Annotated in this window: 12 protein-coding genes; 10 read left to right on the top strand and 2 right to left on the bottom strand. The window is 43.8% G+C overall.

Features of this window, described 5'->3' with window-relative positions:
* Positions 1-313 precede the first annotated feature (313 nt).
* The 4 genes from deoC (at position 314) to deoD (ending at position 4621) form a co-directional block, all read left to right on the top strand.
* Positions 314-1087, top strand: coding sequence for a deoxyribose-phosphate aldolase (gene deoC / locus AB4298_RS15755; protein ID WP_248998658.1), 774 nt, complete (start codon positions 314-316; stop codon positions 1085-1087).
* A 162-nt stretch (positions 1088-1249) separates the two neighbouring features.
* Positions 1250-2581, top strand: a complete 1332-nt coding sequence (gene deoA, locus AB4298_RS15750; protein WP_220780346.1) for a thymidine phosphorylase — start codon at positions 1250-1252, stop codon at positions 2579-2581.
* A 13-nt stretch (positions 2582-2594) separates the two neighbouring features.
* The gene (locus tag AB4298_RS15745) at positions 2595-3812 is read left to right on the top strand and encodes a phosphopentomutase (RefSeq protein WP_248998657.1); all 1218 of its coding nucleotides are present in this window, start codon (positions 2595-2597) and stop codon (positions 3810-3812) included.
* A 98-nt stretch (positions 3813-3910) separates the two neighbouring features.
* On the top strand, positions 3911-4621 hold the full coding sequence (gene deoD, locus AB4298_RS15740; protein ID WP_220761689.1) for a purine-nucleoside phosphorylase: 711 nt from the start codon (positions 3911-3913) through the stop codon (positions 4619-4621).
* 82 nt (positions 4622-4703) lie between these two features.
* Here the strand turns inward: deoD and AB4298_RS15735 are convergent, their stop codons facing one another.
* Positions 4704-6080 carry an AhpA/YtjB family protein gene (locus AB4298_RS15735; protein ID WP_371987448.1) on the bottom strand — a complete coding sequence of 459 codons (1377 nt, stop codon included), beginning with the start codon at positions 6078-6080 and terminating at the stop codon, positions 4704-4706.
* Positions 6081-6158: 78 nt separating this feature from the next.
* Here AB4298_RS15735 and serB point away from each other — a divergent pair, with 78 nt between their 5' ends.
* Entirely contained in the window at positions 6159-7166 is a 1008-nt protein-coding gene (gene serB / locus AB4298_RS15730; protein WP_371987447.1) for a phosphoserine phosphatase SerB, read from the top strand.
* Positions 7167-7425: 259 nt separating this feature from the next.
* Positions 7426-8334, top strand: a complete 909-nt coding sequence (locus tag AB4298_RS15725) for an alpha/beta fold hydrolase (RefSeq protein WP_371987446.1) — start codon at positions 7426-7428, stop codon at positions 8332-8334.
* A 52-nt stretch (positions 8335-8386) separates the two neighbouring features.
* On the opposite strand, the gene AB4298_RS15720 is transcribed toward AB4298_RS15725, so the two are convergent.
* A complete protein-coding gene (locus tag AB4298_RS15720; RefSeq protein ID WP_371987445.1) occupies positions 8387-8995 on the bottom strand; it encodes a response regulator transcription factor in 609 nt (202 codons plus the stop codon).
* Positions 8996-9248: 253 nt separating this feature from the next.
* Here AB4298_RS15720 and AB4298_RS15715 point away from each other — a divergent pair, with 253 nt between their 5' ends.
* From AB4298_RS15715 to nrfD, 4 genes are all read left to right on the top strand, one after another.
* Positions 9249-11033, top strand: coding sequence for a sensor histidine kinase (locus AB4298_RS15715; protein ID WP_371987488.1), 1785 nt, complete (start codon positions 9249-9251; stop codon positions 11031-11033).
* A 355-nt stretch (positions 11034-11388) separates the two neighbouring features.
* Entirely contained in the window at positions 11389-13665 is a 2277-nt protein-coding gene (phsA, locus tag AB4298_RS15710; protein WP_371987444.1) for a thiosulfate reductase PhsA, read from the top strand.
* A gap of 12 nt (positions 13666-13677) precedes the next feature.
* Entirely contained in the window at positions 13678-14250 is a 573-nt protein-coding gene (locus AB4298_RS15705) for a 4Fe-4S dicluster domain-containing protein (RefSeq protein WP_220780340.1), read from the top strand.
* Positions 14247-15194 carry an NrfD/PsrC family molybdoenzyme membrane anchor subunit gene (gene nrfD, locus AB4298_RS15700; RefSeq protein WP_248998650.1) on the top strand — a complete coding sequence of 316 codons (948 nt, stop codon included), beginning with the start codon at positions 14247-14249 and terminating at the stop codon, positions 15192-15194. The genes AB4298_RS15705 and nrfD overlap by 4 nt, the downstream gene beginning before the upstream one ends.
* Positions 15195-15634 lie beyond the last annotated feature (440 nt).

Genomic DNA, 15634 nt, shown 5'->3' with positions numbered 1-15634 from the left:
ATAAGATTTATTACGCGCTAAAACGGATTTTTCGCGGAAAGGCAGATAATCAGTGATAACACTCTCCCTTCCCGGTCTTCATGGATTCAAGTCGTGACATTAGTGTCAGGATAGATGGGCTTACAGTAAGCTCACAATGTTGGATACCTGAATAGTATTTTTATGTTGAGTGCGTTAAAAATGCACGAACATGTGATTCGGTCATGCCCGAAGACCCGGCCCAAAACTATAATCAAAATAAGCCAGTTCAAGGCATTGCCGTGCGACAATTTTCAGTTTTATTAATTATTTGAATCTTTCTCGGAGAGCTATTATGAGCGACTTAAAAAAAGCAGCACAACAAGCCATTAATCTAATGGATCTTACCACGCTTAATGACGACGATACTGATCAAAAGGTTATCGATCTTTGTCATAAAGCTAAGACGCCAGCTGGCGATACTGCTGCAATCTGTATTTACCCACGCTTCATTCCGATAGCGCGTAAAACACTAAACGAAATTGGTGGCGATGATATCAAAATTGCTACGGTAACTAACTTCCCACACGGCAACGACGACATTGCTATTGCTGTACTAGAAACTCGTGCAGCTGTTGCCTACGGAGCAGACGAAGTTGACGTAGTATTCCCATACCGTGCATTAATGGAAGGCAACGAAACTATTGGTTTCGAGCTAGTTAAAGCTTGTAAAGAAGCTTGTGGTGAAGATGCAATCCTTAAAGTGATCATTGAATCAGGTGTATTAGCCGATCCTGCACTAATCCGCAAAGCATCTGAGCTTTCTATCGATGCTGGTGCTGACTTCATCAAGACTTCTACTGGTAAAGTTGCCGTTAACGCAACACTAGAAGCCGCTGAAATTATGATGACTGTAATCAGTGAAAAGAATTCTAAAGTTGGTTTCAAGCCAGCCGGTGGCGTTAAAGATGCAGAAGCTGCAGCTGAGTTCTTAGGTGTCGCAGCTCGTCTTCTAGGTGATGATTGGGCTACTCCGGCTACATTCCGTTTTGGTGCTTCAAGCCTATTAACTAACCTACTGCACACGCTTGAGCTAGGTGACGCACCACAAGGTGCACAAGGTTACTAATCTTTACTGATTAAACTTGTCGTTAAGTGTGATCTAAATCTAATTAGGTGTATCAAAAGTTCGTTAGTATGTAACAATATTACGGCTTTTGATTCACTTTAGCAGAATGCTAACTAAAAGCTCTATTGAATAGAAACTAAGTTACACTCTTGGAGGTAGTACATGTTTTTAGCTCAAGAAATTATTCGTAAAAAACGTAATGCTGAAGTACTTTCGACCGCAGAAATCCAATTCTTCGTCAACGGTATCACCAACAATACTGTTTCAGAAGGTCAGATCGCAGCGCTAGGTATGGCGGTCTATTTCAATGACATGAACATGGATGAGCGTATTGCACTTACGACCGCAATGCGTGACTCTGGTACCGTGCTAAATTGGCAGTCACTGGACTTAAACGGTCCAATTATCGATAAACATTCAACTGGTGGTGTAGGGGATGTCATTAGTTTGATGTTAGGCCCTATGGCAGCAGCTTGTGGCGGTTATGTACCGATGATTTCAGGTCGTGGTCTAGGTCACACTGGTGGTACATTAGATAAGTTCGATGCTATTCCTGGCTACAACACCGAGCCTGATAGCGCTCTTTTCCGCAAAGTAGTAAAAGAAGCTGGCGTGGCAATTATTGGTCAAACTGGCGATCTTGTTCCTGCAGATAAACGCTTCTATTCAATTCGTGATAATACCGCAACTGTTGAGTCTATTTCTTTAATTACCGCTTCTATTCTTTCTAAAAAGCTTGCTGCTGGCCTTGATGCCCTTGCGATGGACGTCAAAGTAGGTACTGGCGCGTTTATGCCTACTTACGAAGCATCAGAAGAATTAGCACGCAGTATTACAGCGGTAGCGAATGGCGCAGGCACTAAGACGACGGCATTACTAACTGATATGAACCAAGTTTTGGCTTCATGTGCTGGTAACGCACTAGAAGTGAAAGAAGCGGTCGACTTTATGACTGGTGCTTATCGCAACCCACGTCTTTATGAAGTCACCATGGGCTTGTGTGCTGAAATGCTGGTATTAGGTGGCCTTGCTAGCAACGAGAGCGAAGCACGCACTAAGTTAAATGCTGTACTTGATAACGGTAAAGCGGCAGAGATATTTGGCCGTATGGTTTCAGGTTTAGGTGGTCCAGCTGATTTTGTAGAGAACTACAGCAAGTACCTACCTGATTCGCAAATTATTCGTCCAGTTTACGCTGATAGATCCGGCTTTGCAGCCGCGATGGATACTCGCGAACTTGGACTTGCAGTAGTAACACTTGGCGGCGGTCGTCGTAAGCCTGGCGATGCTCTCGACTACAGTGTCGGACTTTCTAAAGTCTGCGCACTAGGTGATGAGATAAACCCAGAGCAACCTATTGCATTTATTCACGCCCAATCTGAAAGCGCCTTTGCTGAAGCCGAAGCTGCAGTGAAAAAAGCGATCCGTATTGGCGACAGTAAACCAGAAGCAACTCCGGAAATATATCGTTATATCCGTGAGTCAGATCTGTAACGGAGCACCGTTTATGAAACGTACTATAATCATGATGCTGGATTCTTTCGGCGTTGGCGCAGCGCACGATGCCGAAGCTTTCGGTGATGTGGGTTCTAACACTTTTGGTCATATCGCAAAGGCGTGTGCCGAAGGTAAAGCAAATGATGGCCGTGAAGGTCCTCTAAAACTGCCGAATTTGGCGCGTTTAGGCCTGGGTCATGCATCTAAAGAAAGCACGGGCGAATTTCCTGCTGGCTTTGGTGATGATGTTGAAATTATTGGTGCTTATGGTCATGCTGATGAATTAAGCTCTGGTAAAGACACGCCAAGTGGTCACTGGGAAATGGCGGGTGTACCTGTTCTTTACGAATGGGGCTACTTTAGTGAGTTAACTAACTCATTTCCGCAAGAGTTGACCGACAAGATTTTAGCTCGTGCTGGTTTAACTGAGTTTCTAGGTAATTGCCACTCTTCAGGTACAGTGATTTTAGATCAGCTTGGCGAAGAGCATATGCGCACAGGTAAGCCTATTTTCTATACCTCTGCAGACTCGGTATTCCAGATCGCTTGTCATGAAGAAAGTTTTGGTCTTGAAAAATTATACGAGCTTTGCATTATTGCTCGTGAAGAGCTTGCTGATTACAATATTGGTCGTGTGATCGCGCGTCCATTTGTGGGAACTGGTCCTGGCAGCTTTGAGCGCACGGGCAACCGTCGTGATTATGCGGTTGAGCCGCCAGCACCAACGGTACTGGATAAGCTAAAAGCAGCCGGTGGTGAGGTGGTGAGTGTGGGTAAGATTGCCGACATTTACGCCCATTGTGGTATCACTAAGAAGGTGAAAGCGACCGGTCTAGAAGCGCTGTTTGATGCGACTTTAGAGCAAGTTAAGCTTGCTGGTGATAACACTATCGTATTCACTAACTTCGTTGATTTTGATTCACATTATGGCCACCGCCGTGATGTTGCTGGTTACGCTCGCAGTCTCGAGTACTTCGACTCGCGTCTACCTGAGATTTTAGCACTGCTTGATGAAGACGATTTCTTACTACTGACTGCAGACCACGGTTGTGACCCAACTTGGCCTGGTAGTGACCATACACGTGAGCGTGTACCGGTTCTTGCATATGGTGCGGGTCTAGAAGCGGGCTCATTAGGGCGTCGTAACAGTTTTGCTGATATGGGCCAGTCTATCGCGAGCTATTTCAAGCTTGAGCCGATGGAATATGGCGAATCTTTTATTCGTTAAGCTGTAAATAAATTTGAATTTGGTGGCTCAAATTGAGCCACTAGCAAACAAGACTAAGTTGATACAACGGTCTAAAAATATAAATAGGGGTTATTCTGATGGCTACACCACACATCAATGCCGTAGACGGTGCATTTGGCGATACAGTTCTATTTCCAGGCGATCCACTACGCGCTAAGTACATTGCTGAAACTTTCCTAGAGAACGTTGAGCAAGTCACTGACGTACGTAACATGCTAGGTTTCACTGGTACTTACAAAGGCGTTCGTATCTCTGTTATGGGTTCAGGCATGGGTATCCCATCTTGCTCAATCTACGCGACTGAGTTGATCAAAGATTACGGTGTTAAGAACCTAATCCGCGTGGGTACTTGTGGCGCTATCAGCACTGACGTTAAAGTACGTGACGTTATCATCGGTATGGGTGCTTGTACTGATTCGCAAACTAACCGTTTGCGTTTCCGTGGCCAAGACTTCGCAGCTATCTGTGATTACGGTCTGCTAAGCGCAGTAGTTAAAGCTGCTGAAGCAAAAGGCACTAAGTACCGCGTAGGTAACGTTTTCTCTGCTGACCTATTCTACACGCCAGACCCAGAAATGTTTGACGTGATGGAAAAGATGGACGTACTAGGTGTCGAAATGGAAGCTGCTGGTCTATACGGCGTAGCTAAAGAGTTCGGTGCTAAAGCATTGTGTGTTGTAACTGTATCTGATCATATCCGTACAGGTGAAAAGACGACTTCTGACGAGCGTCAAACAACATTCAATGAAATGATTGAAATGACACTAGAAGCTGCTATTACTCTGTAATAGTTAACTTCGCAGCTTAAGCTGCAGTGTTAAAAAAACGGACGCTTATGCGTCCGTTTTTGTTTCTATAATATGCTTATATTTAAGTGTCATCATTGGAAGCTGTTTTCGATGCTGTTTTCGATGCTGTTTTGGGTATTGCTTTAGCGCCAGTTTTTGGTCCCGCAGGTACTTTTTGGGGCTGCACTGTCTCAGCCTCAGCCTCAGCTTTTGTTTTTGCGGGTGTTCTAGGTTTTACCGTCGTTTTAGTTTTCGTTGGGGCTTTTACCACTATTTCAACTATAGGCTTTTCATCGCTAGCAATCTTTGTTTTTGATTTTGTTTTGGTTTTAGCGACGGGTTTAGTTTCATCATTAGCTTTATCCCTCGCTTTAGGCTTCGCCTTTTGCGCTAATACTGTTTGGGTAACCGGTTTTTCTTTAGGTTTTACTGGAGCTTTCGTTTTTACATTAGCCTTGGGCTTGGATTTTGCCGGAGCTTTTACCACAATTTTAGCTACGGGTTTTTCTTCTATAGGCTTTTTTACTGTAGTTGTAGCCCTTGGTTTAACAAGGGGGGATTCTGTCGCAGATTGTTTTTGGGTAGCCGTCTTTGTATCAACTATAGCGACTGGGTGCGTGCCAGCAATGATTTTATTGGCTTCAATAGCTACTTTAGGTTGTGCTTCATTGGTTGTTTCTTCAACCATCGAGGGCTGCTGAGCTCCGCTGTTAGTAGCGCTCTTTGCCATAGTCTCTAGGTCAGTACTAGTCGGCGTAATCTCTTGTGTTTTTTTGGCCTCTTTTAGCTCATTAGCCGCCTGCTGTTTCGCAGCTTTTGCCGCTGCTTTAGCATTTTTCTTGGTTAACAGTTGTCTTAGTTTTACCCTGGCTTTTCGCCTATCAAAATCTGCACGTTTAAAGGACAGAGCACGTGATAGCAGCATACCAATCAAGCCTGCAATTAACAGCATCATTTGTTGCTGTTCCATATTGATTTGGTGCGCTTCTTTAATTTCATTGAAGAAGTACTTAGGCTCTAGGCGCACTTCGACATAACCAAGGTTTTTTCCATCTTGAGAAACGGCTTCAACATAGGGAGGGTATTGTTCAAGAATATGGGCTAACTCTGCAGAGTCTGCTTCTAACTCTTCATCGATGACACTTTGAGCAAACGATAGTCTAACGCCATCTTCGCTAAATATGCTCGCAGACATTACCTTGGGATCGAGCACAAGGGCTTGGGCAAGCCATTGTAGCTGCTCATCATTTTCTAACTGCAGTGCAGGGGCTGCCCCGTAGGCGGTTTGCTGCACCAGTAATCTTGCCATCTTTTCGGTTTGGGACTTTAGAAGCTGCTGCCCTTGTAGTAGGCTTGTTTCCCATAACTGGTCTAGACCTATGAAAAGTGCGATAGCAATCATGATCTGCAACAATCGGCTTATTCGATGGCTCTTTTTTAAGCCTTTTAAATAGAACACTGAAACCCTTAATATGTTGTGTACTCACTTAATCATAATTGATTATGTCTGTACTCGGTAGCTGGAGAGTCATAACTAATGGAAAGTTCGAGTCAATCTACTGTTTTTACTTGGTTAAACACTGAAAGTAGCACGTCTTTTATTGCAGGGAAACAAAGATTCTCTCGTCATATTGAAGTTGAGTATCCGTTAAACTTTTCGCGCTATCGCATTGTGTTCTCAGCACCATTGCAAATTAGCAATAGTTTACAACAAGCCGCGTTCACCAAGATAGAAAAATGGCTTTCATCGCTTGTTATTGATGTTAGTTTAGCTGTGATTAAGCGTGATTGTGGCTTGTTTTGTGTAGAGGTTTGTACTGATAAGCCACTTACGGTTGAGCAAATATTACAAGTTAACCAGTCTCTAGAATTAGAAGTGTTTGAACTGGCTGCGAGTGCGCCAATCCTTAATCAGCCGGGCCTACTTGTAATGGATATGGATTCAACGGCTATTGAGATTGAGTGTATTGATGAGCTTGCCGAGATGGCAGGTGTTGGTGCGGCCGTAAGTGAAGTTACCGAACTTGCTATGCAAGGTGAGTTAGATTTTGAGCAAAGTCTACGCGCTCGGGTTGCAAAACTTAAGGGGGCAGACGCGAAGATTATCCAAACATTGTGTGACAAGTTGCCGCTGATGCCAGGACTTGAGCCTATGATTGCAGAGCTTAAACTGCACGGTTGGTATACCGTCGTTGCATCTGGCGGGTTTACGCCATTTGTAAACCATTTAAAGCAATTACTTAAGCTGGATGCAGCGTTTGCGAATAAGCTAGATATTGACCATGAGAAGTTACTTGGCACGGTATCGGGGCAAGTTGTTGATGCTCAGTTTAAGGCGGACACAGTGCTCAATTGTTCAGATAAGTGGCAGATTTTAGATGGACAAAGGGTGGCTATCGGTGATGGCGCTAATGACATTCCAATGATAAATACCGCCGACTTTGGTATTGCTTACCACGCTAAGCCAAAGCTGGCAGAGGTAGCGGATGTTCATATTACTACCCTAAACTTAAAGACTCTGCCTTATTTGTTTCAATACAAGTAAGCTTTAATTGAGACAGAAGGTAGTGATGATTGCTGCCGTATTAGTTTAAAGTTAAAAGCTCATCGCGATATTGAATGATACCGTTGTGGGCTTTTTTGTTTTAAAGCTTAGCTATGATATTGATTTATCTCTTCCATGTATCTTAGTCGTGTTTTAATTGCGGTTATAGATAATAATTATTAATTGCCTCTAGAGTTTTTACTCTTGTTTTTACTGTTTTGCTTCAGTAGTTTATGAAAGAAAAACAAGAGAGTGTGGCTTGAATATTCAGCAAAAATCTTATTGTATCCCTTATAAACATGGTCATTTGCATTTGAGACAGATTGTTCCGGTGCAAGCTGATATGAATAAATCTCCAGTGCTGATGCTGCACGGGGCCATGTCGAATGGTAGAGTGTTTTATAGTGAGTCTGGTAAGGGCTTAGCCTGTTATTTGGCTGATGCGGGCGTAGTCGTTTATGTGCTAGACACCCAAGGGCGTGGGCTCAGTGAACCTAAACTTGCTCGTGGCTTTACAGGTGGGCAAGGGGAAGTGATCCGTGAGCAATTACCATTAATCCAGCAATATATTCTATCTCTTCACCCAAATACTAAAACCGTCCATTGGTGCGCCCACTCTTGGGGCGGGGTGTTGATGGCGAGTGCTATCGCTCGCTATGACAGCTTACAAGAGTCTGTTGCTTCATTAGTTACCTTTGGTAGTAAGCGTCGTATTGAAGTTAAATCTTTGCAAAAATGGCTTACTGTCAATCTAGTTTGGAATAAGTTGGCACCATTAATAGCCTGGAAAAGCGGGTACTTGCCAGCGGACAAACTAAAAATGGGTATGGATAATGAATCACGATCATCGCTTAGGCAAACCATAGACTGGGTAAAAGGACGTTGGGTAGATAGCGATGATGGTTTTGATTATGCCTGCGCAGCTAAACAGGCGAGTTGGCCAAAATCTTGGTTTATCGCAGGTAAGGGTGACAAGGTGTTAGGTAATCCTGCAGATGTGCAGAGAATGATTAAGGAATGCCAAATTAAACAGGTCGATTACACACTTTTATCAAAGAAGCAGGGTTTTAAGCATGACTATGACCATGGCGGCATGCTGACACATAAAGATGCTGTAGATGATCACTTTCCTCGCATTAAAGATTGGTACCACAGTTTTAACGGCTAACCTTAAATTGCCAAAGGCATTGATGCTTTGGCAGGGTTTCAGTTTGCATTATTTAGTGTTGCTGGGCTAGTAAGGGTGCGAGTTTAACTAGCTCAGCTAAATTGCTAACCCCAAGTTTAGTCATGAGCTTAGAGCGGTGAACCTCAATGGTTCTGATTGCAACACAGAGGTCGTTAGCCATTTGCTTGTTGGTGTTACCGGCAATCACTAATTCAAAAATTTGGGTTTCACGTTCAGATAAAGTATTGAACAGTGCTTGATTCGTGAGCTTCCAATGTTGACGCACGCTGTAAGCTAAACCTTTAGCGATGGATTGCGATAATACATTGCCTTGAACCGGTTTTTGAAAAAAGTCGAAAGCGCCATTTTTAAATGCATCAACAGCCATTGGTACATCGCCGTGACCGGTTAAAAATATGACTGATAATGGACTTTTAGCCTCTGTGAGTAGTTGCTGTACTTGTGGTCCTGTAAGCCCAGGCATTCTTGCATCTAAAATAACACAGCCAGCTTGGTTTAAGTCAACTTGGGCAAGAAAATCATCACCGCTGTTAAAGCAATTAAGCTTATAACCATAACCGTCCATTAAAAAGCTAATGGAGTCGACAATTGCTTCATCGTCGTCGACTAAATAAACTGGCCCTTCAATATTCTGCTCCACAAAACACCTTTATTTTAGCAATGCTTAATTGATTGATATCTCAGTTTGCTGCTTTTAGCGAACTATTTTGCAGGAATCATGAATTGGGTCACGCAGCAAAGTCTGAAACCTAGCGTAAGCTATCGCTAATCAATCAAATTCCACTATGGGAAAGCCTGCCACTACATTGCTAAATTAAACAATGTCTTGAGTTAATCACTGTTCTAGTAATTTAGTTTAAAGTTATGTGGTTGTGGAGTCTAAGGAAATGAAATTGCCTAAGGTTTTGTTGTGTCTACTGTTACTGTTATTTTCATCTGCCACCTGGTGTAAGCCGCAGCAGTTTTATGTTGGTGTGCTTGCCAATTGGGGGCATCAGCAAGCCGTCGAGCGCTGGACACCCATGATGGAATACCTTAATGAACAGGTGCCGCAGGCTGAGTTTCATGTATATCCCGGCAACTTTGAAGCCTTAAATTTAGCGATGGAGCTAGGGCAGATCCAGTTCATTATCACTAACCCTGGTCAATACTTGTATTTATCCAATCATTATCCATTGTCGTGGTTGGCAACAATGCGCTCAAAGCGTCACAACGGCAGCACTTCTGCAATTGGCTCGGCGATCATCGTTAAGGCGGATAGTGATTATCGGACTTTGTATGACCTAAAGGGAAAAATCGTTGCAGCGAGTGATCCGCATGCCTTAGGCGGCTATCAGGCAACCGTGGGGTTAATGCATAGCTTGGGGATGAACCCTGAGACTTATTTTGGGCAAACAAAGTTTCTCGGTTTCCCACTGGATCCGTTGTTATATCAAGTACGTGACGGTAACGTTGATGCGGCAATTACACCGTTATGTACCTTAGAAGATATGGTGGAACGCGGGTTGATCCGTCGTAGTGATTACCGAGTTTTAAACCCTAGCAGGCCAAAGGGTATTGAGTGTCAATGCAGTACTAACTTGTATCCTAACTGGTCATTTGCCGCGACTGAAAGCGTTAGCACTGAGCTGAGTAAATCAATTACTCAAGCGTTACTCGATCTCACCCCTGACACAGACGCAGCAATGAGTGCTCAGCTTAAAGGCTGGACATCTCCTATCAGCCAGTTGGCAGTGATCAATTTGTTTAAAGAGTTGCATGTTAAGTCTCCTGACAGCAGTCGTTGGGACTCAGTGGAGCAATGGCTTAAAGATAATCGCCATTGGGGTATTTTATCTGTCTTAGTGTTTATTATTGCCACGCTTTACCACCTATGGATTGAATACCGTTTTCACCAAAAGAGTAGCTCACTCATTGAATCAGAGCGCCAGTTAAAGCAACAAGCTGTGGCGTTAGAACGATTACAGAGTGCATCAATTATTGGTGAGATAGGCGCTGGGCTGGCCCATGAAATAAACCAACCTATTGCCGCTATAACCAGTTATAGCGAAGGCGGTATTATGCGCTTGCAGAGCCAAGAAAAAGCCGATGTACAAGCTTGTATTGAATTACTAGAAAAGATCCACAAGCAGTCAACTCGTGCTGGTGAGGTTGTTCACCGTATTCGTGGTTTGTTAAGGCGGCGAGAAGCAGTGATGGTTGACGTTAATATTCTAACTCTTGTTGAAGAAAGCATATCACTGTTAAGGCTTGAGCTTGCAAGGCGTGAAATACAGGTCAATACCCAGATTAAAGGCGAGCCATTTTTCATTACTGCTGACCGAGTCGGTTTGTTACAGGTACTGATAAACCTTATCAAAAATAGTTTAGATGCGATTGCAGATAGTGAAAGTGCCCGTGTTGGTAAAATTAATATCGAACTGGACTTTAAAGAGTGTCAGGTCAATTTGCGTATTACCGATAATGGCTCAGGTTTAGCGATGGACTCGGCCACACTCATGGCGACCTTCTATACCACTAAGATGGATGGTTTAGGCTTAGGCCTCGCCATCTGTAAAGAAGTGATTAGTGATCACGATGGTCACTTCTTGCTGAGTAACCGTGATGATGGCGTTACAGGCTGTATGGCAACACTGAGCTTGAAAAAACGTGGCAGTGAAGCGCCGATAGAAGTGTAACTTAAGCGCAAGTGGTTATCGATTACCTATGGATATGAGTAAACAGATGTGCGGCTATTAAGCCGCACATTTTGTATCGAAAACATGCTGTAGCCTCCAATTATACCAAGCATTTTTCTTTATGTGGTTTACCACAATTTACAGTTTTTGGTCGCTGTGGTGGTGCAAAATTGAACTGTGAATTGCCTCACAATCCCACCTATCGGTCTATCAGTATGTGGTTTACCACAATATTTAATTTTTCTTGTCTCAATAACAATGATGAAAACCTTAGCAGTAGGTTGATTGCCAATAGCAGTTAACCCGAGCTTAATCCAGCGCTTTGCTAAGGATCATTGTCATTGGGAGATTTATCATGAGACTAGATCGGCGAACCTTCATTAAAGGAGCTGGAGCGGGTACTGCGACTTGCGCATTAGCCACGCTGCCGGGTTCTTTAGCCGCCCTTGGGCATTCTGAGTTACAAGGCAGCGCAGAGTCTGTTGCCAGTATTTGTGAAATGTGTTCAACCCGCTGTCCGATTTCTGCTCGCGTAGTGAATGGCAAAAACGTATCGATTTTGGGTAACAAGAATGCCAAGTCATTTGGTGGTGCAGTATGTGCCCGTGGCGGTGCGGGTCATAGTCAGCTTTATGATAAACAACGTATTGTTAAACCATTAAAGCGTGTTGGTGAGCGTGGTGAAGGTAACTGGCAAGAAATTGAATGGGATGAAGCATACAGCATCATCGCTCAGAATCTGAATAAGATAAAAGCAGAGCATGGTGCAGATACTGTCGCTTTCTCTTCTAAATCAGGCTCGTTATCGGGTCACTTATTTCATTTAGCCAAAGCTTTTGGTAGCCCAAATACTTTTACTCACGCATCTACTTGCCCAGGCAGTTATGTCATTGCTGCAAAAGCGATGTTTGGCGGTAAGATTAAACGCGACCTAAGCAACTCTAAGTACATCATTAACTTTGGTCATAACCTCTATGAAGGCATCAACATGTCTGAAACACGAGGCATGATGAATGCACAAATGGAGAAGGGCGCAAAGTTGGTGGTATTTGAACCACGCTTCTCTATTGTGGCCGATAAAGCTGACGAGTGGTACGCGATTAAGCCGGGTACAGATGTTGCGGTAGCCTTAGCGATTTGTCACACCTTAATTAGCGATGATTTATACGATAAAGACTTTGTGGCGCAATATGTGTCAGGTTTTGATGAATTTGCTAAAGAAGTTAAAGCCTATACACCAGAGTGGGCAGAATCTGTTAGTGATGTACCTGCAGAAGATATTCGCCGTATTACTCACGAATATGCTGCTGCGGCGCCGCATGCGCTAGTCGATTTTGGTCACCGCTCATCGTTTACTACCGAAGAGTTTGAAATGCGCCGTGCGTTATACGCCGCTAACGTATTAGTGGGCAATATTGAACGTAAAGGTGGTTTGTACTTCGGTAAAAAAGCGGCTAGTTATAACAAATATGCTGGCGACAGTGTGGCGCCAACCTTGGCAAAGCCAGGTGTTGAAGGTATGCCCAAAATTGACGCCAAGCGTATCGATATGGTTGATGAGCAATATGCGATGACTTGGTCGTCTGGTGGTATTTACCAAACCATTCTAGATGCCACTTTAGAGGCCGTGCCTTATCAGTTACGTGGCTGGGTCATGAGTCGTACCAACCCAATGCAAACCATGACAGATAGAGCCCGTATCGTTGAAACGATGCAAAAGCTTGATTTTATTGTTGCTTGCGATATCTATATCAGTGAATCAGCAGCTTATGCCGATATCTTCCTACCTGAATCAACTTATCTTGAGCGTGATGAAGAGATTGCAGACAAGTCAGGTAAGAACCCTGCTTATTACGTGCGTCAGCGCGTTGTAGAAACCATTGGTGATACCAAGCCAAGCTGGCAGATCTGGAAAGAGTTAGCCACAGAAATGGGTCAAGGTCAGTATTTCCCTTGGGAAAACATGGAAACTTTGCAGCTATTCCAAGTGCAACGTGATGTTAATTTACTCAGAAAAATTAAAGACGAAGGCTTTGTTAGTTTTGGTAAGCCATTAATGCTTCGTGAGCGAGGCATGGTTAAAGACTTTGTTGCAGCTTACCCTAACGCTAAAGCTGTGGATGCTGATGGCACCTACGGCAGCCAATTAAGCTTTAAAACGCCTAGTGGCAAGATTGAGTTGAGTTCGGCAAAAGTTGAGAAAATGGCGCCTGGTCGCGGTGTGATCCGTTACCGTGAAGTCACCATGAAAAAGGCCGATGAGCTGTTCTTTATCCAAGGCAAAGTTGCAGTTCACACCAACGCTGCGACTCAAAATGTGCCCATGCTAGCTAATCTGATGTCTGACAATGCTGTTTGGATCCACCCAATCACTGCTGGACTACTAAATATTTCTAGTGGCGATAAGATCCGTATCTTCAACGATACCGGTAGTGAAGAGGGCCATGCGCTTGTTACTCCGGGTATTCGTCCTGATACGGTATTTGCCTACATGGGCTGCGGCTCAAAGAACAAAGAACTGGCTCGTGCAACCGGTAAAGGTGTGCACTGCGGTAACTTACTTCCTCACGTGACTTCTCCGGTGACAGGTATGAACCTGCATACAACCGGCGTCAAGATTGCCAAGATTTAATCGGAGTTAATTATGACTAAGCGTTATGTTCTCGTACACGATGAAAACAAATGCATTGGCTGTCAGGCTTGTAATGTTGCTTGCCGCAGTGAAAACAATGTACCAGAGTCTGTGACTCGTATTCAGGTGAGAATTGAAGGCCCTTACGGTAACTTCCCCCACCTACATTTTAAGTACAACCGCGTTTCATGTGAGCAATGTGAAAATGCACCTTGCGTTAAGGTATGCCCAACTGGCGCAGCTTACGTTAATGATGATGGCATAGTATCTATTAACGAAAAAAAGTGCGTCGGTTGCCTTTATTGTGTCGCAGCTTGTCCTTACAAAGTGCGATTTATTAACCCTGAAACGCGGGTGCCAGATAAGTGTGACTTCTGTAAAGAAAGCCGCTTAGCACGAGGTGAAGAGCCAGCGTGTGTCACTGTATGTCCAACTCAAGCTTTGGTATTCGGTGACGCTAACGATATGAACTCTGAAGTGCGTAAAGTGCTAGACACCAAGAATCATTACCAACAAAAGGTAAACCTTGGCACTGAGCCACGTGTTTATCGCATTCCTAGCCGTAAAGGAGGGATCACAGCATGAACAATATCTGGGGCTCAATGGAACAATACGATCCGGTAGTGTGGAACTGGATCATCGCAGTGTACTTATTTATGGCGGGTCTATCTGCAGGCTCTATGCTGGTGGCTATAGGACTGAAATGGTACAAGCAAAGCCGAGGTCAACCTACTGAAGGTTTACCAGTGATTAAAGCGGCAGCGGTTATTGGCCCGGTCGCAATTTGTTTGGGTATGGCGTTGCTAGTGTTGGATTTGACTAAACCATTTGAGTTTTATCATATCCTGCTAAATTACAATCTAACCTCTGTGATGGCCTGGGGAGTAATTGCTCTACTCATTTATATTCCACTGGTGTTTGTGTTTGCCGCGCTAGTGTTTGAAAAGCTAGTTCTGCAATATGCACCTTGGCTTGAGGGGACACTAAAAGTGTGTCGTCAGGTGGAAAATAGTCTTAATAAACTTATTTTCGCTCTGGGTCTTGGTGTCGGTGTATATACAGGCTTCTTATTATCGGCAATGATCAGTTACCCAATCTTGAACACGGCTGTACTGCCTGCATTGTTCTTAGCGTCAGCGCTATCTGTTGGCTCAGCGGGTAATATCTTAGTGGCGACTTTGTTCTTTAGTAAGAAAGAGTCTGACTGTATTGAACAGGTTCATCGTATTGAGTACCCAGTGGCCTTTAACGAAGCACTTTGTTTGGTACTACTATTTGTAGGTCTTAACTTTTCGGGCCCAGCAGCTCAGGCAGCGACAGCGGCAATTACGACAGGTACTTGGGCCAGTGTGTTCTGGTTAGGCGTGGTCGGTTTAGGGCTTGTAGTGCCAGTGCTTGCCAGTACGGTAGCACCTAAGGCATGGCGCCACACCAAAGGCTTCTTAATCACGGTATCTTGTAGCACTATTCTTGGTGTACTTGCATTGAGACACTTTGTTGTTTACGCAGGTCAAAGCTATATTAGTTAAGTCAAAAACCTTTAAATTACTATTGTAATTAATGTGTAAGAAAGCCCAAACAGATGTTTGGGCTTTTTTTTGGGATTTATTCGCGATAGCAGTTTGAGTACAGGTTATTACGATTACTTTGGAGTTATTGTTTATTAAACAGGTGCTTAAGAGTTTATGTGTGCTTGTTAGGGTGGCGTTTTAACTGTGCTGGTATAACTGCGCGCTAACGCGAAGTTAGAAGCCTAAACGTTTGTTGTTTTACTCTCTAAAGCCAATCAGGTACTTGATAGCTTTTTGGTCGCTACTTATTGGCTAAATCATTCATGAATACAGCAATATGCCTTTAGTGCTGAGATTTGTCTCGCATCTGAAGCAGTGCTGTAGTTAACCAAATTAGTCTAGCTGCTGAAATAAGTACTCAAAGATAGTATTTTGCATAAGTACTTATCTCTAATTAG

This window comes from Shewanella sp. 10N.261.52.F9, assembly GCF_041471165.1.
Classification (GTDB): Bacteria; Pseudomonadota; Gammaproteobacteria; order Enterobacterales; family Shewanellaceae; genus Shewanella; species Shewanella marinintestina.
Note: the sequence above shows the minus strand (reverse complement) of the source record. Positions and strands in the feature narration are given on the sequence as shown.

Coding starts and splice junctions, on each gene's coding strand:
- deoC (WP_248998658.1), top strand. CDS start 314: ATGAGCGACTTAAAAAAAGCAGCACAACAAGCCATTAATCTAATGGAT.
- deoA (WP_220780346.1), top strand. CDS start 1,250: ATGTTTTTAGCTCAAGAAATTATTCGTAAAAAACGTAATGCTGAAGTA.
- AB4298_RS15745 (WP_248998657.1), top strand. CDS start 2,595: ATGAAACGTACTATAATCATGATGCTGGATTCTTTCGGCGTTGGCGCA.
- deoD (WP_220761689.1), top strand. CDS start 3,911: ATGGCTACACCACACATCAATGCCGTAGACGGTGCATTTGGCGATACA.
- serB (WP_371987447.1), top strand. CDS start 6,159: ATGGAAAGTTCGAGTCAATCTACTGTTTTTACTTGGTTAAACACTGAA.
- phsA (WP_371987444.1), top strand. CDS start 11,389: ATGAGACTAGATCGGCGAACCTTCATTAAAGGAGCTGGAGCGGGTACT.
- AB4298_RS15705 (WP_220780340.1), top strand. CDS start 13,678: ATGACTAAGCGTTATGTTCTCGTACACGATGAAAACAAATGCATTGGC.
- nrfD (WP_248998650.1), top strand. CDS start 14,247: ATGAACAATATCTGGGGCTCAATGGAACAATACGATCCGGTAGTGTGG.